The 23,510-nt window shown below is 56.2% G+C and carries 25 protein-coding genes and 1 pseudogene; 9 read left to right on the plus strand and 17 right to left on the minus strand.

Translation table 11 applies throughout. The features are described 5' to 3' along the window. Positions 1-15: 15 nt before the first annotated feature. The 6 genes from QZR14_RS17875 to QZR14_RS17900 all read right to left on the minus strand — a co-directional run bounded on the left by QZR14_RS17875 (position 16) and on the right by QZR14_RS17900 (position 5,746). A complete protein-coding gene (locus QZR14_RS17875; protein WP_311997268.1) occupies positions 16-852 on the minus strand; it encodes an inositol monophosphatase family protein in 837 nt (278 codons plus the stop codon). Then, positions 849-1,907 carry a hypothetical protein gene (locus QZR14_RS17880; protein WP_311997269.1) on the minus strand — a complete coding sequence of 353 codons (1,059 nt, stop codon included), beginning with the start codon at positions 1,905-1,907 and terminating at the stop codon, positions 849-851. The genes QZR14_RS17875 and QZR14_RS17880 overlap by 4 nt, the downstream gene beginning before the upstream one ends. 32 nt (positions 1,908-1,939) lie before the next feature. Beyond that, on the minus strand, positions 1,940-3,271 hold the full coding sequence (locus QZR14_RS17885) for an MATE family efflux transporter (RefSeq protein ID WP_311997270.1): 1,332 nt from the start codon (positions 3,269-3,271) through the stop codon (positions 1,940-1,942). A gap of 32 nt (positions 3,272-3,303) precedes the next feature. Beyond that, positions 3,304-4,365, minus strand: coding sequence for a hypothetical protein (locus QZR14_RS17890; protein WP_311997271.1), 1,062 nt, complete (start codon positions 4,363-4,365; stop codon positions 3,304-3,306). Positions 4,366-4,635: 270 nt separating this feature from the next. Further along, entirely contained in the window at positions 4,636-5,241 is a 606-nt protein-coding gene (locus QZR14_RS17895; protein ID WP_311997272.1) for a pyridoxamine 5'-phosphate oxidase family protein, read from the minus strand. Between the two features lie 19 nt (positions 5,242-5,260). Then, complete coding sequence (locus QZR14_RS17900; RefSeq protein ID WP_123453508.1) at positions 5,261-5,746, minus strand: GNAT family N-acetyltransferase; 486 nt, start codon at positions 5,744-5,746, stop codon at positions 5,261-5,263. A gap of 141 nt (positions 5,747-5,887) precedes the next feature. Here QZR14_RS17900 and QZR14_RS17905 point away from each other — a divergent pair, with 141 nt between their 5' ends. The 3 genes from QZR14_RS17905 to QZR14_RS17915 are packed head-to-tail and all read left to right on the plus strand — an operon-like array spanning position 5,888 to position 7,932. After that, positions 5,888-6,313 carry a YybH family protein gene (locus tag QZR14_RS17905; RefSeq protein WP_250608200.1) on the plus strand — a complete coding sequence of 142 codons (426 nt, stop codon included), beginning with the start codon at positions 5,888-5,890 and terminating at the stop codon, positions 6,311-6,313. Positions 6,314-6,353: 40 nt separating this feature from the next. Continuing rightward, positions 6,354-6,698 carry a YciI family protein gene (locus QZR14_RS17910; protein ID WP_008081988.1) on the plus strand — a complete coding sequence of 115 codons (345 nt, stop codon included), beginning with the start codon at positions 6,354-6,356 and terminating at the stop codon, positions 6,696-6,698. Next, the gene (locus tag QZR14_RS17915) at positions 6,691-7,932 is read left to right on the plus strand and encodes an RNA polymerase sigma factor (RefSeq protein WP_311997273.1); all 1,242 of its coding nucleotides are present in this window, start codon (positions 6,691-6,693) and stop codon (positions 7,930-7,932) included. The genes QZR14_RS17910 and QZR14_RS17915 overlap by 8 nt, the downstream gene beginning before the upstream one ends. A 343-nt stretch (positions 7,933-8,275) precedes the next feature. On the opposite strand, the gene QZR14_RS17920 is transcribed toward QZR14_RS17915, so the two are convergent. After that, a complete protein-coding gene (locus QZR14_RS17920) occupies positions 8,276-9,130 on the minus strand; it encodes a LysR family transcriptional regulator (protein ID WP_311997274.1) in 855 nt (284 codons plus the stop codon). 89 nt (positions 9,131-9,219) lie between these two features. Between QZR14_RS17920 and QZR14_RS17925 the strand changes: the two genes are divergently transcribed. Beyond that, positions 9,220-9,657 carry a multidrug/biocide efflux PACE transporter gene (locus tag QZR14_RS17925; RefSeq protein ID WP_311997275.1) on the plus strand — a complete coding sequence of 146 codons (438 nt, stop codon included), beginning with the start codon at positions 9,220-9,222 and terminating at the stop codon, positions 9,655-9,657. A 120-nt stretch (positions 9,658-9,777) separates the two neighbouring features. Here QZR14_RS17925 and QZR14_RS17930 read toward each other — a convergent pair whose 3' ends face one another. Further along, entirely contained in the window at positions 9,778-10,536 is a 759-nt protein-coding gene (locus QZR14_RS17930) for an SDR family NAD(P)-dependent oxidoreductase (RefSeq protein ID WP_311997276.1), read from the minus strand. 120 nt (positions 10,537-10,656) lie between these two features. On the opposite strand from QZR14_RS17930, the gene QZR14_RS17935 reads away from it, so the two are divergent. After that, on the plus strand, positions 10,657-11,553 hold the full coding sequence (locus tag QZR14_RS17935) for a LysR family transcriptional regulator (protein ID WP_250607969.1): 897 nt from the start codon (positions 10,657-10,659) through the stop codon (positions 11,551-11,553). A gap of 39 nt (positions 11,554-11,592) precedes the next feature. On the opposite strand, the gene QZR14_RS17940 is transcribed toward QZR14_RS17935, so the two are convergent. Then, the gene (locus QZR14_RS17940) at positions 11,593-13,206 is read right to left on the minus strand and encodes an inorganic phosphate transporter (protein WP_311997277.1); all 1,614 of its coding nucleotides are present in this window, start codon (positions 13,204-13,206) and stop codon (positions 11,593-11,595) included. Between the two features lie 201 nt (positions 13,207-13,407). After that, complete coding sequence (locus QZR14_RS17945) at positions 13,408-14,430, minus strand: transporter (RefSeq protein ID WP_311997278.1); 1,023 nt, start codon at positions 14,428-14,430, stop codon at positions 13,408-13,410. A 277-nt stretch (positions 14,431-14,707) separates the two neighbouring features. Between QZR14_RS17945 and QZR14_RS17950 the strand changes: the two genes are divergently transcribed. After that, entirely contained in the window at positions 14,708-16,330 is a 1,623-nt protein-coding gene (locus tag QZR14_RS17950) for a methyl-accepting chemotaxis protein (protein ID WP_311997279.1), read from the plus strand. A gap of 110 nt (positions 16,331-16,440) precedes the next feature. Then, positions 16,441-16,887: a hypothetical protein gene (locus QZR14_RS17955; protein ID WP_311997280.1), complete on the plus strand. Its 447-nt coding sequence runs from the start codon at positions 16,441-16,443 to the stop codon at positions 16,885-16,887. A 305-nt stretch (positions 16,888-17,192) separates the two neighbouring features. Here the strand turns inward: QZR14_RS17955 and QZR14_RS17960 are convergent, their stop codons facing one another. Continuing rightward, positions 17,193-17,498, minus strand: coding sequence for a PepSY domain-containing protein (locus tag QZR14_RS17960; protein WP_311997281.1), 306 nt, complete (start codon positions 17,496-17,498; stop codon positions 17,193-17,195). A gap of 147 nt (positions 17,499-17,645) precedes the next feature. Then, positions 17,646-18,773, minus strand: coding sequence for a glycerophosphodiester phosphodiesterase (locus tag QZR14_RS17965; RefSeq protein ID WP_311997282.1), 1,128 nt, complete (start codon positions 18,771-18,773; stop codon positions 17,646-17,648). 221 nt (positions 18,774-18,994) lie between these two features. On the opposite strand from QZR14_RS17965, the gene QZR14_RS17970 reads away from it, so the two are divergent. Further along, positions 18,995-19,321: a DUF2025 family protein gene (locus QZR14_RS17970; protein WP_311997283.1), complete on the plus strand. Its 327-nt coding sequence runs from the start codon at positions 18,995-18,997 to the stop codon at positions 19,319-19,321. Positions 19,322-19,453: 132 nt separating this feature from the next. Here QZR14_RS17970 and QZR14_RS17975 read toward each other — a convergent pair whose 3' ends face one another. Both QZR14_RS17975 and QZR14_RS17980 read right to left on the minus strand, forming a co-directional pair. Next, entirely contained in the window at positions 19,454-19,759 is a 306-nt protein-coding gene (locus tag QZR14_RS17975; RefSeq protein ID WP_250607977.1) for an antibiotic biosynthesis monooxygenase family protein, read from the minus strand. After that, entirely contained in the window at positions 19,759-20,463 is a 705-nt protein-coding gene (locus QZR14_RS17980) for a CTP synthase C-terminal region-related (seleno)protein (RefSeq protein ID WP_250607979.1), read from the minus strand. Before QZR14_RS17980 ends, QZR14_RS17975 begins: the two co-directional genes overlap by 1 nt. 15 nt (positions 20,464-20,478) lie before the next feature. On the opposite strand from QZR14_RS17980, the gene QZR14_RS17985 reads away from it, so the two are divergent. Beyond that, the gene (locus QZR14_RS17985) at positions 20,479-21,420 is read left to right on the plus strand and encodes a LysR family transcriptional regulator (RefSeq protein ID WP_311997300.1); all 942 of its coding nucleotides are present in this window, start codon (positions 20,479-20,481) and stop codon (positions 21,418-21,420) included. Here QZR14_RS17985 and QZR14_RS17990 read toward each other — a convergent pair whose 3' ends face one another. From QZR14_RS17990 to QZR14_RS28135, 3 genes and pseudogenes are all read right to left on the minus strand, one after another. Continuing rightward, positions 21,421-21,954 carry a DUF1003 domain-containing protein gene (locus tag QZR14_RS17990; protein ID WP_250607983.1) on the minus strand — a complete coding sequence of 178 codons (534 nt, stop codon included), beginning with the start codon at positions 21,952-21,954 and terminating at the stop codon, positions 21,421-21,423. Between the two features lie 158 nt (positions 21,955-22,112). Continuing rightward, positions 22,113-22,607, minus strand: coding sequence for a methyl-accepting chemotaxis protein (locus tag QZR14_RS28130; RefSeq protein ID WP_442967410.1), 495 nt, complete (start codon positions 22,605-22,607; stop codon positions 22,113-22,115). A 51-nt stretch (positions 22,608-22,658) separates the two neighbouring features. Next, positions 22,659-23,432, minus strand: a pseudogene (locus QZR14_RS28135) (PAS domain-containing protein); the annotation flags it as partial. Positions 23,433-23,510 lie beyond the last annotated feature (78 nt).

Raw genomic sequence — 23,510 nt, forward strand, 5'->3', positions numbered from 1 at the left:
CTCCAGTTCAGCGAGTTATAAAAGTAATCGTATAAGTTCTTTCGTGGATAGGGCTATTAACGTTCCGTTGTCCGATAGCGATGTTTTTGAAGGAGGGAGACTGTTTCTGATACCACCTTTGTCGTCAAATAATGCACCACCCGCCTCTCTGAGTATCAACTCTGCTGCGGCAATATCACAACTCCGTTCGTGTCCGGGTGCGCCTACGTCAATAAAAGCATCAAGAACCCCGGCGGCAATAAGACAGATTTCCAACGAGGAACAGGAATAAATTCGAACCTTCGCTGCGGACCATATTATTTTTTCAATTCTGGATCTCTCCTGAACGTCTTTGGGGCGATGTAAAGAAATTCTCATATCTGTTAGAGAGTGGGTGGTGCGTGTTTTAAGTCTTTTAACAATTATCGAGGACTGCAGATACGCTCCCTCGTTTAATGCTGCCGTGTACACCAAATCTCTTGATATGTCATACACCCATCCAAATATATATGCGCCTTCGTGATAAAGTGCCACGCTTGATGTGTAACCAGGGAAACCAAGCACTGCGTTGTGCGTAGCGTCTAATGGGTCAATAAGAAGTGAGAACTCTTCGCTTTTATCTGAGGTGCTGAAGTTGTCAGTTTCTTCCGAATATATTGTGATCTTGAAACTGATATTTGAAATGCATTCAAATAATATAGATTGGCAATCTAAGTCTGATTGTGTTTGGGCGTTTATCCACTTGTCTTGTGGTATGTCGTAGTCAGGTAAGCATACGAGCGTTCCAGCCCAATAGCGGCGTAGTTGCTTCCTGGCCTTGTAGAGGCATTCTTCTAGTTCAGAAACGTGTTTATCTCTGAATAAAGCTCTCATGTTGGTTGCTCAGATATGAGTTGTGTGTGCCAGGTTTCTCTGTTTAGACGTGATGCGTAGAGTCTCACTTCAAATAGTTTCCCTCCGTAAACGGCGTAATCCGAACTCATGAATGCGCTAAAAGTTTTCGGGAACAATGCGAGAGTTTTTACCTCGGCTTCATATCCGATTCTTTTTCTAATCATATTTCCAGCTTGCCTAAGGCTACCGCCTGTATATGACTTGTCTATAATCAGCCAGGGCTCATTTGTTATTTCTTTGTGAGGGAAAACATCCAAAAACTCACTATCACGCGTCAGTAAATTTGCATCGTTTTGCCGATGGATTTCTGAAAAGAATATCTTTTTATCTCCTGTTGCCGCGAGGTAACCTAGAGCAATAGGTAGTCCGGCTGATAATAAAAAAAGTTTGTTCTTGGATAGTGTTTTGATTTTATGCCAAATTGGATGGTCTTCGTAAATATATCGGGTGTTCAACGTAATGCAACTGTCCCAGTGCTCATGTGATATGTAAGCACTGTAAAATGCGCAGAAGCGATTGTGGAAGTTGATGGTGTCATCATTGGTGTCTGTGAGTAATCTGTTTTTCGATATACCACGCTTCGTTGATTGGTTGTGTGAGGGCTTTTTTTGATCCGCCAATTTCGGTAAGATTTTTTCAATTAACTCATTTTTAAAATCGAGGAGATTTTGCTTGCTTGGCCCAGAAATAGCTATTTCTGGTGATAGGCCATCGCCTAATATTTTGCGCATGCCTTCAAATTTTGATTGATTAATTGCTGAATTTATTTGATGCCAGGTTTTCACTATTTGTAGATCAGACATGTAATTAAAAACCGGCTCAAGATTGCTCAAGTCACAAATCATTAGCTCGGGGTGGCGTAGTTCGAATAAAGCACGTTGAAGATGACACCCATTAAGTAATGCGTTGCGGTATGCGTAATAGTCGGTCGTTTGTAATCCACTCAATGTTCGCCAGGCATGATGCTCGCTAATTATCGTTGTCAAAGTTGACTGCTGATTTTTTGTGTTGATAAATGAGGAGGTCTGTCTCATTGGTCGATCCTCGCAAAACTAAATTGGAAAGGTCAGCTCTGTTTTGGTCGGCATAGGTTTTCTTCATTGCAGAGATTTTTTGATGCGTATTCTAATATGCGCCTTAATCTCCAGAGTAAAAGCAGCATTAAAGTAAATGAACATAGTACTAATGCCAGGAATATTGAGTGTACGGTGTGCTCGTACAGCAATAATAGGGTTGCTGACAAAAGCACACCAAAAATGTTTAGTGTCAGTATTGTCATTATTGTGGGTATCCAAAAGTCATTCATGCTTCTCAAAGTCAATCTGGAGATAACGAAAATGAACTCAAATATTAAAAATGGTATTGAGATAATGATGTTGTTTTCTATGAGGATCCTCGTCGCTGTGTCGGATGTGTAGATTAGAGCGATATTTTCATTAAACAAAAAAAACGAAGCTAGGATGGGTGTCAGTACGAGTAATCCAAGCCCGATAGACAGTAGGAAAGTTTCTGAAATTGCTTGGATATCCTTTGTGGCGTAATGGCGTGCTGTGATTATGCCTGCGGCATTTCCTATTCCTATAGAAATCATATATATGATGCTGGCTGCATGGATAGAAGCTTGGTATGCAGAAAGGCTAATGTCATTTATATGTTTCGATATCAGGGGAAGTAAAAAGAAAAGGAGGCTTTCGCTGCCAAAGCACAGTGCCATAGGGAAACCGTTAATCGTGTACTTTATATAATCACTTCCTGAGATCTTGTGGGGTAGAGAGTTTTTAAAGTGTCTGTTCATTGTGGTTCTGAAAAAGACCAGCGCTGCGCACGAGAATACGTAGCGCAGGCAAACGTATGTGATGATGAAGTCGGATAAATTTATACTTGGCTCTATGTTTGTGAGTGCGATGCATGTCAATGCGAGTGCGCTATTCATTAGCCATGTGTAAGTGAGTTCGTATTGCGTTTTTCTCATGCCGTTATAGATGTTGAAAATAGTGATCTGTAGAAATACGGCAGGCAACGAAATCGAAAGTGTTAAAAGTACTTTGAAGTCTTCCAGGTTGCTGGGTTTGGTATCCAGTTCTAAAAATATTTTACCCGCTAGAAATATCGTGACTGGGATTAATAGTCCATAAAAAATTGCAAGATTAAATGATGTGGTTATTTCGGACTTTATGTTGCTGGTACTTAAGTTGTTAGCACCTGCAACGATTACTAATGTTTTTGAAAAGAATCCGATGCCGACAACTGTCAGAAAAGATGTTGAAGCCAAAGCGAATGATGCTGTACTCAGAGAGTCGACAATGTAATGGCCTATAAAGGAGAAGAAAATCAGTGACCCTATCATATCTCCCAATCTGGAAAGCATCAGCGGTACAGATAATTTAAGTACTTCCATAACATGGGTCGTTTGTGGCGTTGCGGGAGGAGTTAGTCCCATTCTTTAAGTAATGTCGTTAGCGGAGGAGTCTGGGAAGCAGCAAAGTATTTTTTCCTAAAGTAGTACTCGCACACAGATGTTTTATGTTTGGTTTGTTTTCGTTCATTGAATTCTTTGTCAAGTGCGGCAAGGGAGGTTTTTGTCGTTGGATAGATATCTATTGTTTTTAGAAGGCCTTCAATTGCCAGGAATACCAAGTCCATGTAGTCCAAAATCTCTTGGATGTAGGATCTGCATTCTGTTTCTGTAGTTGCTCCTTGCCTGGCCAAATCGAAAAACTTATTTTTGATGGCGTCGAATCCTTCAATTCGATACATATTGGAGTATACCCACTTATAATGCTTGTTCGACGTGCCAGTGAGGTAGGTGAAACTCATGGATGTTTTTAGCATCATGTCCCTGGCTATCTCGCAGCCCATCCATAGATTTCCTGACTGCCAACAGCCTTGAATATCCTGAAATGCGTAAAAGACTGGAAGCTTTTCGCGATGTGCAATGTATATATGTTTTTTTAGAGGGATTTGTGATCTTATTGAATTAAATTTTTCTTCGTTGGTAATTGCATGTCCAATAATAGAGCGGTGAACGATGTTGTTCTCTGTATTTGTGAGTACAGGGTTATATAGAAAGCGCTGGTCAGAAATCACTTCGTCAAATGCTTTGTTGATTTTTTTATATATATCTTCAATTTCTGAGAAGGTGATGTAGTCGGCATCGATGTGGATGCTCGTATCGCCGTAGAAGTCGGTCGTGTTGTGAACTTTTTCGCTTTTTGTAATATGGCGATAATCTTCGTCTGTGACAAAAGCATGTTCGATGTCTTTAATGCTGCAAGCTTTGGGGCGTTCGTCGCAGAGTATAATGCAGTCGATGTCGGAGTGAATTGTTCCGATGCCCTCGATTAAAGAGCCGGAAACAATCAGGATGCTTGTCGGTTCTAAAGATGCTTTCTCTCGGAGATAGCTTTTCGGGATTGAGATTTTTCCATCCAGTATGATTATTTCATTGTGCGTGATTTTTGACTTTGAGGTCTTTATTAGAGTGTCTATCATATTGCTCTCTTCGTTAAAGTCGAGTGATGCAGAGCTTTAAGTATTCGTCTCTATGTCATAGCCTGATGTTCAAATATATATAAGCTGTTGAGTAATTAATAAAATTGCTCATGGCTAAACCTAGAGTGGTTGACAGTAAGTCGTCAATATCTAGGATGAAAATCAGAATTTACTTACAGGGTTTTATCGGTTTTAAATGATTTGGGATTTGCTCGTGGGATAACTCTTACAGGATGATTGCTTAGTCCTGTAAGAGAACATGAGATCTTTTCAGTAGAGGCTTTCACGCACCCGCTTCGGCGCTTCCCGGTCGTAGGCCTCGGCGTCGAACTGACCGTCGTTCAAACGTTTGTGGAAGGCGCCGGCAGAGGGCAGGGCCGAGCGCGGCAGGTGGGTTTCCGGGTTCCAGGCATCGGAACGCACAAACGCTTTCGAGCAGTGAAAGAACGCCGCTTCCACCGTCACCAGCAACACCGTTTTCGCCGGTTTGCCATTCACCGCAAAGCTTTCCAACAGCTCAGGCTCAGCACTAATCACTGCCGTGCCATTGACCCGCAACGTCTCACCAATCCCCGGAATGATGAACAGCAGCGACACCCGCGAATCCTGCAGCACATTGCGCAGGGTATCGATGCGGTTGTTGCCCGGGCGATCGGGAAGGGCCAGCGTACGTTCGTCAATGATCCGCACAAACCCGGCTTTGTCACCGCGCGGCGAATTATCCAGGCCATCGGCGCCCACCGAGCTGACGATCACCAGCGGCGACAGGCGCACCATCGCCTGATAATCCTCGTTGAGAAAACCGATCTGCTTACGCACGGCCCGCTCGTGCGGCAGTCCGTAAATCGCTTCCAGCGCTTCGATTGAATCGATCATCGTTGCATCCCTCGATGACTTAGAAAAACAGGCCCATGCGCCGTTCGTAACCGATCCGGCCCTTGTACGCCTCGCCGCTGTCGACGTAGCCGTGCTTGGCGTAAAGCGCAATTGCAGCGTCATTGTCGGCATCCACCGACAATTCCAGCCCCTTGATCTCAGGCCACGCCTGACGTGCAACTTCGGGGAGTGCTTGCAGACAAGCCTTGCCGTAACCCTTGCCCTGGGCGCGGCGATCGACCTGCAACGCATGCAGGGTGGCGCTGTGTTCATCGGCCCAGGCCGGCAACACCGGCGGGCGCTTGAGCAACAGAAACGCCACCGGTACTTGATCTGCCAGCAGCGCAAAACCTTTCACGCCGGGGCCGGGCTTCGACAGCAGCGTGTGCAAGGCGCCATGGATATCGCCGGAGAACTTGATCTGCTCGGCATGGATTTCAATCGCCTCGACTTGCTGACGCTGCAAGGCGTTAAGGCTGTCGTACGGCACGAGTTGGGCTGACACGGGAATTTCCTTTTTCCTACAAAGATGAGCCTCGGATTCTAGCGATTTTGTCTTCTGCAGAAATTTTTTGTTTCGTCTGTCGATCCGCCCGCTTGCCGGACGACTAAGGGTGTCTTCACAACAAAAAACACGGAGAACACCATGAGCGCACAAACCGAGATCCAGACCCTGATCAACACTTACCGCGAAGCCGTCATGACCAAGAACGTCGAGAAAGTCATGGCGTTGTACGCCGACGACATCGTCTCTTTCGACGCGATCAAGGCCCTGCAATTCAAAGGCAAAACGGCCTACCGCGCACACTGGGTCGAGTGCATGGAAATGTGCCCCGGCCCGCACATTTTCGAGTTCCATGAAATCGCCATCGAAAGCGCCGACAACATCGCCTTCGCCCACTGGGTGGCCAACTGCGGCGGCACCAATGACAAGGGCGAAACCCAGAGCTGCTGGATGCGCGTCACCGCCTGCTATCGGCAGGTTGGCGGGGCGTGGAAAATCGTCCACGAACACTGGTCGGCGCCGTTCGATCCGATGAGCGGCGCGACCCTGTTCGATGTGCAGCCCTGATCTTCAGCCATAGTTGATCCGTCCGCTTCAGGAGAACGCCATGAAGTATTTATGCCTGGTCTACAGCGATGAACGCCTCCTGCATTCATCACCCGACAGCCCGGAAGACGCCGAGTGCTGGGCCTACGCCGAGTCGATTCAGGGCAGCGGGCGGATGGTTGCCGCCGAAGCGCTGGAGTCGGTGCAGACCGCCACCACCGTACGGATGCGCAACGGCAAACTGTCGATCACCGATGGCCCGTTCGCCGAAACCAAGGAGCAATTGGCCGGTTTCTACCTGATTGACGCCAAGGATCTCAACGAAGCGATTCAGGTTGCCGGCAATATTCCGGCTGCGCGGGTGGGCAGCGTGGAAGTACGACCGGTGCGGCAATTGAATGTCTGAGGTCAAGGCGCGGGTCGAGCAGGTCTACCGCGAAGAGTCGCGGCGGATCCTGGCGACGCTGATTCGCTTACTGGGTGATTTCGACCTCGCCGAAGAGGCCTTGCACGAGGCGTTCTTCGTCGCGGTCGAGCGCTGGCAGCGCGACGGCGTGCCGGACAACCCGCGCACCTGGCTGGTGTCCACCGGGCGTTTCAAGGCGATTGACGTGTTGCGCCGTCGTGCGCGGTTCAAGGCCTCGCAGCCGCTGTTGCTGGCGCAACTGGAAGAACTGGAGCAGGCCGACTGGAGTGGCGAAGACGTGGAAGACGATCGTCTGCGGCTGATCTTCACCTGTTGCCACCCGGCGCTGGCGGCGGATGCGCAAGTGCCGCTGACCTTGCGCGAAGTCTGCGACCTGACCACCGAGGAAATCGCCCGCGCCTTTCTCTGCGCGCCGGCGGCGATTGCCCAGCGCATCGTGCGGGCGAAAGCCAAGATCCGTGACGCGAAAATCCCCTATCAAGTACCGAGCCTGAGCGAATTGCCCGAGCGCCTCGACAGCGTGTTGCGGGTGATTTATCTGGTGTTCAACGAAGGGTATTCGGCGTCGGGCGGGGCCGAGTTGACTCGGGAGGAGCTGACCCGCGAGGCGATACGGCTGGGGCGGCTGTTGATGGAGTTGATGCCGGAGCCGGAGGTGATGGGGCTGCTGGCGATGATGCTGTTGCACGAATCGCGACGTCCGGCGCGGACATCGCCGGACGGTGAACTGGTGCTGCTGGATGATCAGGATCGATCACTCTGGGATAGCGAGTTGATAGCCGAAGGTTGCGCGCTGGTTGAGCGTGCGCTGACCACGCGGCGCTTCGGGCCGTATTGTTTGCAAGCGGCGATTGCCGCGGTGCATGCCGAGGCGCCGACGGCGGGGGAGACGGATTGGGCGCAGATCGTCGGTTTGTATGACGTGCTGTTGCGCGCGGTACCTTCCCCGGTGATTGAGTTGAACCGCGCGGTGGCGGTTGCCAAGCGCGACGGGGCACTGAACGGATTGAATCTGATTGAGGGGATTTTGGCGCGCGGCGAGTTGCAGGATTACCACTTGGCGCACTCGGCGCGGGCGGAGTTTTGTCGGCAGTTGGGCAGGGTGGAGGAGGCGAGAGCGGCGTATGTGCGCGCTTTGGAGTTGACCCGACAAGAGCCGGAGCGGCGGTTTATTGAAGGGCGGCTCATGGCGCTGGAATGGCCCTCACCCTAGCCCTCTCCCAGAGGGAGAGGGGACTGATCGGGGGATATTGGAGAGGTTCACCGACTTGACAGCTCAGTTGGGAATCCATGATCGAACCAAATTTCACGACCCTATATACCGCAGCAATCAATCCATAATCGACTCGGTCTTTCAGGTCGATGTCTGACGCAAGACACCTCGGTCGACCCCCTCTCCCTCCGGGAGAGGGCCGGGGTGAGGGGCTTTTGAGCTCATATCCAATGAATCCATAATCGACTCGATTTTTCAGGTCGATGTATCACGCAAGACACCTCGGTCGGCCCCCTCTCCCTCCGGGAGAGGGCTGGGGTGAGGGTGGCTCGATCTTCAACCGCTATTCCAGCATCTTGCTCAACAACCAGCTCCCCGCCGGCCCCGGCGGATACAGCCGCGACCACAAGGCATCGACAAACACCGGTTTCGGCCAGCCGCGCACGTTCAATTCCACCAGTAAATCATTGCCAAAACGCTGCGCCAGCCAACGCGGCAACGGTGCCCAGCCAAAGCCTTTTTCGGCCATTTCCAGCAACATCAGATAACTCGGCGCCGACCACACCCGACCTTTGCCGCGACTGTCATAGGGATTGACGATGGTCGCCAGACGCAATTCGCGGTGCTGTTCCAGGATGTGCTGATCAACATGATCAAGCTTGGCCAGCGCGTGATCACGATTGACGAACAAGGCGATTTCCGTGCGCTCGGCCACCGTCGACGTCGCCAGATCCGGCGGGTAGTGCTCTTGCATTTCGGCGAAGGCCAGATGCGCGCGACCGCGCTGCACCAGTTCGATCAGGTCATCGCATTCGGCGATCAGGCATTCGAGTTCCAGATCTGGATAACGCTGCTCAAACCCGACCAACGCCGCTTCAAAACGGTACGACTGATAAGTGTCGGAAATCGCCACGGTCAGCTTCGGTTCGACGCCTTGGGACAACTGCCGTGCGGTCATTTCCAGGCGACTGCTGGCCGCCAGAATCGCCTCGGCGCGTTGCAGCATCACATGCCCGGCCGGGGTCAGGGTCGGTTTGCGGCTGCTGCGATCGAACAACACCAGATCCAGATCGATCTCGAGGCTGGCCACCGCTGCGCTGATGGTCGACTGACTGCGCCCGAGTTTGCGCGCCGCTGCCGAAAACGAACCTTGGGTCGCCGCCTGGACAAACGCCAGCAGCACTTCGTGCGAGATCATCAACTATCGCCTTGATCGATGGTTATTGATTATGAAGTATCGATGCGAGCATGGACCATGGCAACCATCTTCACTCAAGGAGTCAGGCCATGACTGCTCATAAGTCCATCACTGAACGTATTTTCCAGGCCGTTGGTTTCGAACTGCTGGCCATCCTGATCTGCACCCCGTTGCTGGCGTGGATCATGCAAAAACCGATGCTTGAAATGGGCGCGGTGACCGTGTTGATCGCACTGCTGGCGCTGGCCTGGAACGTGGTGTTCAACCGTTTCTTCGACCTTATGCTGGCGCGCCTGAACGTTGCGCACAGCGCTTGGGTGCGTGTGGTGCACGCGCTGCTGTTCGAAGGTGGTTTGATCGTGATGGGTGTGCCGTTGATTGCCTGGTGGCTGTCGGTCAGCCTGTGGCAGGCGTTTTTGCTCGACATCGGCGTGCTGCTGTTTTTCCTGCCGTACACCTACGTTTATCACTGGGGCTACGACGTGGTGCGTGAGCGCTTCATGACCCGTAACGCTTGCCAGAACTAACTTCGATCCCCCTGTAGGAGCTGCCGAAGGCTGCGATCTTTTGATTTTGTTTTTAAAGACAAGATCAAAAGATCGCAGCCTTCGGCAGCTCCTACAGGGGGCAAGTGTTTTCAGCGTTGGTTAGAGGAACATGCCACCGGAGGCTTCAACCCGCTGACCATTGATCCACTGCGCACCCGGCGACAGCAACAACGCCAATGCCCCGCCAATATCATCCGGCTGCCCGGCCCGGCCCAATGCGGTGTTGCTGGCGACCATCGCATTCACCGCCGAATTGTCGCGTACGGCGCCACCACCGAAATCAGTCTCGATGGCGCCCGGCGCGAGAATGTTCACACCGATCTGCCGTGCACCCAGCTCTTTCGCCTGATAACGGGTCAACACTTCCATCGCCCCTTTCATCGCCGCATAGGCGCCGTAGCCCGGCAGGCTGAAACGGGTCAGGCCGCTGGAAATATTGATAATCCGCCCGCCGTCGTTGATCAGCGCGAGCAATTGTTGAGTCAGGAAGAACGGCCCTTTCAACTGAATATTCATCAGCAGATCGAACTGCTCCGGCGTGGTCTCGGCAAACAGCGCATGCACGCCGATCCCGGCATTGTTGATCAGGAAATCAAAGCGCTGACGGTCGAACGTCTGCTGCAATGCCTGCTCAACACGTGTACCGAAATCGGCAAAGCTTTCGCTGCGGCCAACGTCCAGTTGCAGCATTACGGCTTTCGCGCCGAGTGCCTGCAGTTCGGTTACCAATGCGTGGGCTTCATCGGCGCGGCTGTTGTAGGTACCGATGATGTCGATGCCCTGAGCGGCGAGGTGCAGGGCGGCGTTTTTACCGAGGCCTCGACTGGCGCCGGTGATCAATGCGATTTTGCGGTTCATGGGACGTCCTCGATTGCAGTGAGTGGTGATGGGACTCAGTTTATTTATCCGCCCTGAGGTGATAAACAGAGTGAATCCGGAATCACTGATCGGCTCAGCCGAACAATCAACGAGTGGCCCATGAACAAACTGGAATTGCTGCGCACCTTCGTCCGGGTCAGCGAATTGTCGAGTTTTACCCTCGCCGGCGAAAACCTTGGCTTGCCGCGCTCGACCGTGTCGGAACATGTGCAAGCGCTGGAAGCCCTGCTAGGTACACGCCTGCTGCAACGCACCACGCGCAAGGTGCAGGCGACGCAGGACGGCCTGGTGTTGTATGAACGCAGCAAGGATCTGCTCTCGCACATGGACGAAATCGAAGGACTGTTCCGCCAGGACGAGGCTTCGCTGACCGGACGCATTCGGGTCGACATGCCGAACATTCTCGCGCGGCGCCTGATCATGCCGCGCCTGCCGCAATTCATGGAGCGTCACCCGAACCTCGAACTGGAAATCAGCAGCACCGATCGCCGCGTCGACTTGCTCAGCGAAGGCTTCGATTGCGTGGTGCGCATCGGCGCGCAGCCGGATCAGTCGGTGGTGGCGCGGCACCTCGGCGACTTCCCCATGGTCAACTGCGCCAGCCCCGCCTACCTCGAGCGCTACGGTGTGCCGCAGACACTGGAGGACCTGGCGCAGCACCGACTGGTGCACTACGTCGGCGTGCTCGGTTCGCGTTCGGAAGGGTTTGTGTACGAGGAGGGCGGTCAGGTTAAACGCTTGCCGATGGCCGGCAGTATCACGGTCAACAGTACCGATGCTTACGAGTCGGCATGCCTGGGCGGGTTCGGTCTGACCCAGGTGCCGCGCACCGGTATGCAACCGCATCTGGAAAACGGCGAACTGGTCACCGTGCTGCCGCAATTCACCGCGCCGGCGATGGGCATTTCATTGCTCTATGCGCGGCAGCGGCATTTGCCGCTGCGGGTGCGGGTGTTTATGGACTGGCTCGGCGATCTGATTCGCTCTGCGCTCTAACCAACACCACACATCCAAATGTAGGGGATTTGTGGAGCGTCAGAAAATTTGGGTGAACAGCCAATAGAGGCTGCCTGACAGCAGAATGGCAGCGGGGAGTGTCAGCACCCACGCCATCAGCAAATTACGGATGGTCTTCATCTGCAACCCGCCACCGTTGGCGACCATCGTCCCGGCCACACCGGACGACAACACGTGCGTCGTCGACACCGGCAAACCAAACATGTCTGCCGCGCCGATGGTCAGCATCGCCACGGTTTCCGCCGAGGCACCCTGGGCATAAGTCAGGTGGGTCTTGCCGATCTTCTCGCCGACCGTCACCACAATCCGCTTCCAGCCGACCATGGTGCCCAGCCCCAGCGCGATGGCCACGGCGATCTTCACCCACAGCGGAATAAACCGTGTGGCGTTGTCGATCTGCTGCTTGAACAGTTGCAGCTTGCCGCTGGTATCGGCGTCGAAATTGCCGACCTTGTTCTTGTCCATCAGGCGAATGCTTTCGCTGGCCAGGTACATGTCGTTACGCACGTTGCCCATGGCTTCGGCCGGGACTTTCGCCAGCGAACCGTAGCCTTTTACCTCTTCGCCGATGTGCCCGGTGAGGGCGGCGAGCGCCGGGATCAGCTGCGGCGTGGCGTCCTTGCTGCGCACGTAATCGGAGAGCACCGCACGCGCGTCGGCCGGCGTCGGCAGCGGGGCGCTTTTCACCAACGCCTGCTGGGTGACTTGCGCCACGGCGGCGAACTGCAGCGATTGTTCTTCCGGCATGGTGCGGTTCAAGGCGTAGGCCATCGGCAGCGTGCCGACCAGAATCAGCATGATCAGGCCCATGCCTTTCTGGCCGTCATTGGAGCCGTGGGCGAAGGACACGCCGGTGCAGGTCAGAATCAGCAAACCGCGAATCCACCACGGCGGCGGTGTGTTGCCTTTCGGCGCTTTATACAGCGAACGATTCTTCACGAAGGCGCGCAACGCCAGCAGCAACAGCGCCGCACAACCGAAACCCACCAGCGGCGACAGCAGCAAGGCGTAACCGATCTTGGTCGCCTGCGCCCAATCGACACCGCTGGTGCCGTCACGGCCGTGCATCAAGGCATTGGCCACGCCGACGCCGATGATCGAACCGATCAAGGTGTGCGAAGACGACGCTGGCAAACCCAGCCACCAAGTGCCGAGGTTCCACAGGATCGCCGCGATCAGCAGGGCGAAAATCATCGAGAAACCGGCAGACGAACCAACCTGCAGAATCAACTCCACCGGCAGCAGCGCGATGATGCCGAACGCCACCGCGCCGCTCGAAAGCAACACGCCGAGGAAGTTGAAGAAACCCGACCAGACCACCGCCACATTCGGCGGCAGCGAGTGGGTGTAGATCACCGTCGCGACGGCGTTGGCGGTGTCGTGGAAACCGTTGACGAACTCAAAACCCAGGGCAATCAGCAGCGCCACCCCGAGCAGCAGGAACGGCGTCCATGTGGTGACCACCGTGCCGAGTTCGTGCATGTCGTGCATCAGGCTGTAGGCGGTGAACAGCATCCCCATGGCCAGCACCGCGAAAAAGATCACGTAGGTGAACGGGCCGGTTTTTTTATCAAGAGCCGGCCTGCCGCTGGCGGCGGACGCAGGGCTGCCGGTCAGGGAGGGAGTAGCCATGGCAGGACAATCCTGAGCGAGGGAAGGAATGTCGCCCATGATCGTTGCAGAATGTTACAGAGAGACTGCGCCATGTCAGTGTTTGGCTGATTAACCTGACCATTGATCTGGAGGCAAAATCAAAAGATCGCAGCCTTCGGCAGCTCCTACAGGGGGAACTTATTCCAAGGTAGGAGCTGCCGAAGGCTGCGATCTTTGCTCTTAGTAATCCCCGCGCTTGCGAAACGCCCAACGCCCGGCAATCACGGTAAACGTCGCCACCAGCGCAACCAGAATCCAGAACCCTTCCGGATCCTGCGCCAACGGCACCCCACCCACATTCATCCCGAAGAAACCGGCAATGATGTTGATCGGCAGCGCCAGCACCGTGACCACGGTCAGGGTGAACAGCGTGCGGTTGCTCTGTTCGTTGAGGTTGGCGGCGATCTCTTCCTGCAACAGTTTGATCCGCTCGCCGAGGGCGGTGAGGTCGTTGATGATCAGCGCAAACTCCTCGGTGGATTTGCGCAGTTCCTTGACGTCCTCCTTCTGCAACCAGGGCGGTGGCCGGTTGAGCAGACGCAGCAGTGAACCCGGCTCCAGCGCCAGCAGCCGTTGCAGGCGCACTAGCACCCGGCGATTGGCACCGAGTTCGGCACGGTTGGTCGACAGCCGCGAGGAGAGCAATTCATCCTCGACCTGGTCGACGCTCATGCTGGTCTTGCGCACGATCTGCGTCAGCACTTCGCCTTGATCACGGAGCAGATGCACAAGCAACTCCGAGGGTGAACGAAAGCGCTCGCCGGCCTTCACCGACGAGCGCAGTTTGTCCACCGAGTGCAGCGGTTGCAGACGCGCACTGACGATCAGTTTGCTGCGCACACAGACCCACAGCGTCGACACGTCCGAGGAGACCATGCTGCTGAGGTTGAACACCACATCGTTGACCACCGCCAGCAACGCCGAGTCGACATGCTCGATGCGCGTCGACCGCGAGCCTTCATGCAATGCCTCGAAAAACTCCTCGGGCAATTGCAGATGACTTTTCATCCAGCGCTCGCACGCCGCATGCGCCAGATTGAGGTGCAGCCAAAGGAATTCACCGCTGTCGCTGTCGGCCTGCAAACAGCGCAATGCCGTGGCCGAGTCGACTTCGCGGCCACGTTCACCGGGCAGGAAGCGATAACCATAGAGCAGGCCAAACAGATCGGGATCGCGATGGCTGATATCGAGGCTGTGGTTCATGAAGGCTCGCTGCGAGGAGGGTGCGTCGGTCGCGCAAATGGCAGGTTCACTGAGCCGCATCATCGCAATGTCACATGACGTTTATGTGACAGCAAAGTGACGTCAATTCAGCGACTTACCGGCGGTCTGATTTTCTTCAAGAAGTGCTCTGGTGCGCCGATCACAGGTGCGTTAGGTTGCGCGCCATTGGCCATGAGCCAAGGCTCGCCGACAGGGATGTCCGGCAAAATTTCACGCCTTACCGGGCGTGCCTCATCCTTGTCCTGAGTATCTTTCGATGCTGCAAAAATCCCTGAGAGCGCAAATTCTCGCCCTGCTGAGCGGCAGCCTGCTGGCGGTGCTGTTGATTGCCCTGGCCTGTTTTCATTTCCTGTCCAACGGCGTGCAGAGTTACAGCCAGTTGATCGCCGGTCCCTTGCACACTTCGCAATTGATCGACGAGGCCAACCTGCAATTCAAGGTGCAGGTCCAGGAATGGAAAAACGTCCTGCTGCGCGGCAAGCAACCGGCGGATCTGGCCAAGTACTGGGGCCAGTTCGAAGACCGTCAGCGCGCTGTGCAGAACATCCTCGGTGAACTGGCCAGCCAGAAAGGCATCGAACCGGCGCTGAAAACCCGTATCGAACGTCTGCGTGAAGAACATCGCTTGCTCGGTGCTGCCTACCAGAAGGGCCGCGATGCCTATGTAGCAGCCGGTGGCGATCCGACGGCGGGCGACAGCGCGGTCAAAGGTGTCGACCGTGCCGCCAGCGATCAGATGAGCGAACTGGTGGCCGAGTTGCGCAAACAGGGCACCGAACAATCGGCGCTGATCAGTGCCGAGGCCGATCGCACCGTGTGGCTGGGGCTGTTGGTGATGCTCGCATCGAGCCTGATGATCGGCCTGCTGAGCCTGTGGCTGGTCAACCGCAACCTGGTCGAACCGATTCGCAAACTGATCGATTACGTCACTCAGTTGAGCCGCGGCAAACTCGCCGAGCGCGTGGTCAGCGACCGCCAGGATGAACTGGGCAATCTCGGCGCCGCCGCCAACATCCTGCGCGATTTCCTCGCCGAAACCTTCACCCGTTTGCAGCGCAGCGCCAGCGATCTGGACAGCGCCAGCGGTGAGTTGAACGCCATCGCCACGACCATGGCCGGCGGCACCAACGAGCAGTTCAATCGCACAGATCAAGTGGCCACGGCGATGAACGAAATGTCCGCCACCGCCCAGGAAGTGGCGCGTCACGCCGCCGACGCCGCACGGGCCGCCGACGATGCGGATCAGTCCGCCCAGCAGGGTGAAAAGGTCATGCAGAGCACCATTCACTCGATCACTCAGATGCGCGGCGAAATCGCCAATACCGCCACGGTGATCCGTCGTCTAGAAGCCGACAGCGGCCGCATCGGCAAAGTGCTGGAAGTGATTCGCGGTATCGCTGAGCAGACCAATCTGCTGGCCTTGAACGCGGCAATCGAAGCGGCGCGTGCCGGTGAGGCCGGGCGTGGTTTTGCCGTGGTCGCCGATGAAGTGCGCAACCTCGCACAACGCACTGCCGAGTCGATCATCGAGATCAACCAGATCATCCAGAGCGTGCAGACCGGCGCGGTGGACGCGGCGCAAGCCATCGACAGCGGCCAGACGCGCAGTGATGAAAGCGTCGAGCAGGTGACCCAGGCCGGCGCGATGCTGGAGCGCATCACCCACGCGGTGGAAGCGATCCGCGACATGAACCGTCAGATCGCCACCGCTGCCGAAGAGCAGACCTCAGTGGCCGAGGACATCTCGCGCAACCTTACCGAGATCACCTCGATCGCCAGCACCAACCTCGACAATGTGCAGCGCACCGAAAGCGCCAGCCAGAACCTGCATGCTCTGTCGGGGCAACTGAACGAAGTCACTGCTCGCCTGAGCGCCTGACGGCATTGACCGTGTACCGGTTCGGATACCGAGTCGGTACACAGTCGATCTCAAATTGAGGCGGCTGTGGTCGATGACCGGTTATCCATAACCGTTATTGGAGTACTTCCATGGTCAGCATCACGTCTGTTTCGATCAATCAGACCGTTAGCACACCCACCAGCAAAACGTCGATCAGTGACGTTGGTGACGACACATCTACCTCAGCAACCGCCAGCACGGGCGCGACGGCCGATACCGGTAAAGTCGGCGCCGGTGGTGGGGCCGCTCCGGCGGGTGACAGCAGCTCCAGCAGCAGTGAAGAGTCGGATTCGGTAAAAGAACTGCGCAAGCAGATTGCCGAGTTGCAGAAGCAATTGCAGGAGGAGCAGCAAGCGCTGCAAGCGGCGCAGGCGAAGCAGGAAAGTTCGGATGCCAAGGCTGTCGAAGTAGGCGCCGCACAGGCGCAGATCACTGCCACCTCGGCCTCCCTGTCAACTGCAACGGCCTCGCTGTTGCAGGCGTTGCAAGATTCCGACTCGAGCACTTCGGGTTCGTTGGTCAGCACCTCGGTGTGATGCCTTTTCCCCTCACCCTAGCCCTCTCCCGGAGGGAGAGGGGACTGACCGCGGGGACTATTCGAGCTACGCCGACCTGAGATTTCGAGGCGCACTCAGGTCCTTGGTGTTTCCTTGTCGGCATCAAGATTGCGAGTCGAACTCAGGTCTTGAATAGCCCCCGATCGGCTCCCTTTCCCCTCGCCCCCATTGGGGGAGAGGGCTGGGGTGAGGGGGAGAAAATCTCACTGACACCAAATCAAAAAAGCCGAACGCAAAAAAGCCGCACGATCTTTCAATCGTGCGGCTCTTGGCGGTGCGTTCAATCAAGTGTCTTGCTTGTTGCTCAGCACTTTGCCGGTAGTTGCATCAAAGTCCACATCGAACTCTTTACCGTCAGCGGTCTTCAGTTCAACTTCGTACTCATAACCGTTGAAGTGGTTATCCAGGTCGGTGTCAGTGATGGTCGCACCCGGGTACAGTTTCAGCGCTTCGGCGTTCATCGATTCCAGCGACTTGATCTTGCCTTCCTTGACCAGTTGCGGGATCTGGTCGACGCGGACATCAGCCTGGGCCAGGCCAGCGGTGAGGGTCAGGGCAGCGGCGGTAAACAGGGCAGTCAAAGTTTTCATGAGTTCGTTCCTTGCTTGTTTAAGTGCGTGTTCTGTTGAAGTGGGTTCAGATTATCCACTGCAACTTAACTCACCCTTAAAACAACGCATCGCGCGCAGGACTCGCAGGAGCGAACCTGCTCGCGATGGGAATACCCGGATTTCAGATCAGAACCCGTTGTTCTTCAACACCTGATCAACACTGCCGGCCGCCGGGCGTTTGTAGAACTTCAACAGTTCGCTGGCGCGGTTGGTGAAGATGCCGTCGACACCGGCTGCCATGACTTTCTCGAAGTCCACCGGCTCATCAACGGTGTAGACGTGCACCAGCATGCCCTGATCGTGGGTGTATTGGTTCATCCACGGTTGCACCAGATCCGAATAGCTCTGGTCGCCGCCCTTGGTCAGCTTCGCCGACGGGCCGGTGCCGATTGCACCTTGCGCCTTGGCGTAGTCCACCCATTGCTTGAATTCGGCTTCGGACTTGGGTTCTTGTTTGCCGTAGAAAACGTTTTTGTCTTTCTCGCCGGACTCGGCAAAGGTCACTTTCGATTTCGGTTCGATGCTGCCTTCGCCGACCCACAGCAGGAGGATCTTCGGCACTTGCGGCATTTCTTTTTCCAGCAGGGCGAGGCTGTTTTTCTCGAACGTCTGCAGGATCACCTTGCCTTTACCCTGACCAACACCTAGTGCGCTTTTCGCCAGCTTCGAACCGGCCGGGCTCAGCCAGCCACGATCCTGAAGTTTCTCTTTCAGGTCTTTCTCGATCCCGGGAAACAGCTGCGGCTCTTTGGTTTCGATGTACAGGCCCGGCTTGTGTTGCGGATTGGCCTGGGCGATGTCGATGATTTCATCGAGGGTCAGAATTTTCAGCCCGGCGTAGGACGGGCGGGCGCGATCCGGGTACTTGGTGTTGAACCAGCTGCCAGCGTCGAGGGTTTTCAGTTCGGCCATGGTGAACGCGGTGGCCGAGGCATCCTTGCGCTCCGGAAACTTGGTGGCGACGTCGGTGGTGCGTTGCAGGTTGTCGTCGTGCAGGGCGAACAGCACGCCGTCCTTGCTGCGCTGCAGGTCCATTTCCAGGTAATCGGCGCCGAGGTCGCGGGCCAGTTTATAGGACGCGGCGGTGGATTCCGGAGCATCGAAGGACGCTCCACGGTGAGCGATCACCGCCGGGTGCGGGATGCCATTGGCGGCAGCGATCGCCTTCGGGTCGGTTTGGCTGGCGGCGTGTGCCTGACCGAGGCCGAGCAGCAGGCTCAGGACCAGAGCGCTTTTGGTGAAAGTGGCGGGCATGTTCGAGTTCCTTTCGCAGGGCATTTTCAAAGACGTACCTTTTAACAACTGAATCGATCGCGTGCTATCGCAAGACCGACATAAACGTATTAAAAGCGATTTTTCCTGCACTTTTGTGGCGCGGTTTGCAGTACGCTTGCCCTCGGCAGACGTCCCGGCAGAGGGCGCGCCGCTCCGTTGCCCTGCGTGTAAACCATCGATCATCTTTCGTGAGGTTTACCATGCGCATCACCTCCCAACTCATCTGCCAGGCTGCCGACGATCTCAAGGGTTTTGTCGGCCTCAACCGCAAGACCGGCCAGTACATCGTGCGCTTCAGCGAGGATTCGTTCGGCATGGACGTGGCGGATGACGGCATTGTTCCTGTGAATGAATTCGTCTGGGTGCCGGCAACAGCACAGACCATGACCCTTAAACGCGAGTTGATTCAGTTGCTGCTGGATCAGAACATCGATGAGCGGATCAACATCACCGAACCGTTGCGGGTGTATATGAGCAAGGTTGAAGTGCCGGAGATTGTCGCGGTGCGCAGTCTGGTGCGCGGCTGAAGTTTTTTAGTGGCTGTACCGGCCCCATCGCTGGCAAGCCAGCTCCCACAGGTACGTTGTGATCTTCAGAGCAGCGCATAACCTGTGGGAGCTGGCTTGCCAGCGATGAGGCCGGTGAGTTCACCACCCACATCACAGGCTGAACCGATACTCACGCTCAACCCGGCACACCCGCGTATGAAACGCCGAATACCATTCCGAGCGCCCACGCTGTTGAATCAACCGATGCTCCGGGTTCTGCCGCCACGCCAGAATCGCCGCTTCGCTTTGCCAGTACGACACCGTAATCCCCACGCCATCCGCCCCTCGAACCGACTCCACGCCAAGAAACCCGGGCTGTTCGCGCACCAACGATTCCATGCGCAAAGCCGCCTCGGCATAGCCGTTATCACCCTCGGTACGGGTCGAGGTAAAAATCACCGCAAAGCAGGAAGTCATCAACGCGCCTGCGCGCAAGCGTCGACAAACGCGCGCACCAGCGGCGGCATCTGCCCTTTGAGCGCGGCACGTTCCGGCTGAAACAACGTCGCGACAAAGAACCGGTGATCCTTGAGTTCAATCGCACGCAAATCCCCTGACGAATCATGACCCACAGCTTGTAGCCGATCGTTCAACAGTTGCCGTTCGAACAGCGGATTCACACCGAAGCGGCAGCGGTAGCCTTCACTAATCTGCGACGTTTCGTACGCCTTGGCGATCAACGAGCCGGGCACCAGGTGAATGCTGTCCACCGCTTCGACCAGCGAACAGGTCAACGGCGTGAGTACCGCGCGTTCTGAGTCGGGCGATGTTTCACCATGTTCCGCATCCACCCAGCCCAACACGTTGCGGGAAAATTCCAGCACCGCATGCTGAAAACCGCCGCAGGTGCCGAGGAAAGGGCGCTGCTGTTCGCGGGCAAAACGGATTGCTCGCAGTGCGCCGTCTTCGCTTTTATAAGGACTGGCGGGTACGCACCAGAAACCGTCGAACTCGCCGAGTGGCGTGTCGGCGTGAATCTGCTCGGTGGGCAGCCATTGGAATTGCACGTCCCGGTTGAGGTGTTCGGCAACCAGACCGAGGGCGACAGGAATGGCTTGGTGAGCGGTGACTTGCGGGTCGTAATCGCCAATCAGGGCGATACGGATGGCGCTGTTTTCCATGTGAGTTCCCTGCGCTTGTTGATTGATGGCAGTCACTATAGATTGGCGTTCACGCACTCAATATTGGCGTTTGTCCAAGTGATCAATGCAGCCACGCACTATCAGCTCGACTACCCTGATCTGGCCCTGATTCTTGCCTTGGTACGTGGCGGCTCTCTGGCCCGGGCTTCACAGCTATTGAAGGTCGATGTGTCGACGGTGTTCCGCGCCGTGCGCCGTCTCGAAGCTGCACTGGGCCAGCAACTGTTCGAAAAAAGCCGCGCCGGTTATCTGCCGACAACCCTCGCGCAGACGCTGGCCGAGCAGGCCGAACGCGCCGAACAGGCATTGGAGGCCGCGCGCATTGGTGTGGAGCAGGGCGGCGAAGTGGTCAGCGGCACGGTGCGCCTGACCTGCACCGATTCGGTGTTGCAGGGCTTGTTGCTGCCGGCGCTGGCGCAGTTCATGCCCCAATATCCGGCGCTGACCCTTGAGCTGAGCACCTCCAACGATTTCGCCAACCTCAGCCGCCGCGATGCCGACATCGCCCTGCGCCTGACGCGTACACCGCCGGAGCATCTGGTCGGACGGCAACTGGCGAAGATTTCCTACCGGGTCTGCGCCAGTGCCCGCTATCTGCAGAACGTCGATGCGACGGATCTGACAGCGCTGACCTGGATCGCCCCGGATGACTTTTTACCCGATCACCCGACCGTCGCCTGGCGTCGCCAGCACCTGCCCGGCGTCACTCCGGGGTATCGCTGCAACAGCATGTTGTCGGTGACCGAACTGGTTCGCGCCGGTCTCGGCGTGGCGGCATTACCGGACTTTCTGGTCACCGAGGGTGTGCAGGCGTTGAGCGAGCCGCTGCACGGTTACGACACCGCGCTGTGGCTGCTGACGCGCCCGGATTGCCGAGCCTTGCGCTCGGTGGTGACGCTGTTCGATGAATTGGGGCGGGCGCTGCGTTTGCCGTGATCAGTGCTGCGAGTTCTGGCGCATGTGAGCGTGCAGTTCACTGGTCAGGCTGGCGATGCGTTCGGTAAGGTTTTTGGTCATCTCGGTGAGGCGGGTGTTCTGCTCCAGCAGTTCAAGCAGTTGCGCGGTGTTCTTCGCCGCTTGGGCCTGACGCTCGGTATTGGCCTGTGCCAAGGCTTCGCGGTGTTGCGCGTCGGCATCGGCCTGCGCCTTGTCGCGCGCGGCCTGACGGGTTTGAGCGAGCAGAATCAGCGGCGCGGCGTAGGCAGCCTGGAGGCTGAACGCCAGGTTGAGCAGGATGAACGGGTAAACGTCGAATTGCGTCACGCCGAACACATTGAGGCCGATCCACACCGCGACGATCACGGTTTGCGCACCGAGAAACAGCGGCGTGCCGAAGAACCGCGCAAATGCCTCGGCGCGCAGGGCAAACTTGTCGTTGCCGAAGGTGGTGTTGAGGTGGGCGTGGGGGCGGTGGAAGCGCAGGTGATCGACGGGGGCCGCTTCAGGTGTGGCGGGTTTTTCAGTGGTCATGATGCACTCGGCAGGACTTGAGACTGAAGCTCACTATAGTCCTGCATTACGGCTCATGGCCCTTTCGCGAGCAGGCGCGCTCCCACATTGGATTGCATTTCCTGTGGGAGCGAGCCTGCTCGCGAAGGTCGCGCCTCGGTCTACTGTCCCAGCAGCGATTACCCCGGCACCCGCTCATTGGCAAACATGCTCACGGCATCCACCGCCTCACTGGCACCATCACGAATCTGCAAAATCACCGTCCCCGCCTGATTCGCCAGTTCGACCCCTTGCGCCGCACGACCCTGGGTGCCTTCCATGCTCTTGATGGCCTGGCGAGTCTCGTTCTGGATCAGCCCGATCATGCTGGAAATCTCCGCAGTCGAGCCGCTGGTGCGAGCCGCCAATTGCCGCACTTCGTCCGCAACCACGGCAAACCCTCGGCCCTGTTCACCGGCGCGTGCGGCTTCAATCGCGGCGTTGAGCGCCAGCAGATTGGTCTGGTCGGCAATCGCGCGGATCGTGTTGACGATGGCGGTGATCTGCTCGGAGCGCTCGCCCAGTTGGGCAATCAGCGTCGAAGACTCGGCAATGTCTTCGGCGATTTCGCGCATTTCGCTGGCCGCTTGCTGAATCACCTGCGTACCTTGCTCGGCGACTTTCCGCGTCGCCACGGAGATGTGATACGCCGCACTGGCACTGCGCGCGTCCTGCTCGTGTCGCTCGACCCGGGCGGTGACGTCGGAGGCGAATTTCACCACTTTGCACAAGCGCCCGGCAGCGTCATAAACCGGGTTGTAATTGGCTTCGAGCCAGACGATTTGCCCGCGTTTATCCACGCGTTCGAACTGCCCCTGGAACAGCTCGCCTTGGTTCAAGCGTCGCCAGAAATCCTCATAGGCGCTGCTGTTGACCAGTGCCGGCGTGCAGAACAACCGGTGATGTTTGCCTTTCAGCTCCGCGAGGGTGTAACCCATGCGCGTCAGAAAATTCTGATTGGCTGTGAGAATACTGCCGTCGAGGTTGAACTCGATAATTGCCATTGCGCGGTCGATTGCCTGCAATTTGGCGTTGGCTTCGCTCTCCTGCTGCACCTTGGCGGTCACGTCCATGGCGTACTTGACCACTTTCACCACGCGTCCCGAAGCATCCTTGATCGGGTTGTAACTGGCCTCAAGCCAGATCGGCAGGCCCCTGCCGTCAACCCGTTCGAACGTACCGGACTGAAACTGGCCGTTTTTCAGGCGTGACCACAAATCGGTGTATTGAGCACTGCGCCCGAACTCCGGCGTGCAAAAGCGCCGATGGGGCTGGCCGATCACTTGTTCGGCGGTGTAACCCATGGTCTTGAGAAAGTTGTCATTGGCGCGGAGTACGACGCCATCGAGGTCGAACTCGATCACCGCCATCGAGCGATTGATCGCCTCAAGCAGGCCGGCTTGTTCGGTGAGGGTGCGTTGAAGATCGTCGACGACGGATTTGTGGCGATTGAAGAACATGTTCGCAGTACTCAGGAAGTGGGGAAGATCGAGGATTCAGTCCCTATTTCCGCGCCGGCAGACCGAATGCGCGCACGG

Origin of the sequence: Pseudomonas sp. rhizo66, assembly GCF_031931925.1 — a bacterium.
In the GTDB taxonomy this organism is placed as follows: Bacteria; Pseudomonadota; Gammaproteobacteria; order Pseudomonadales; family Pseudomonadaceae; genus Aquipseudomonas.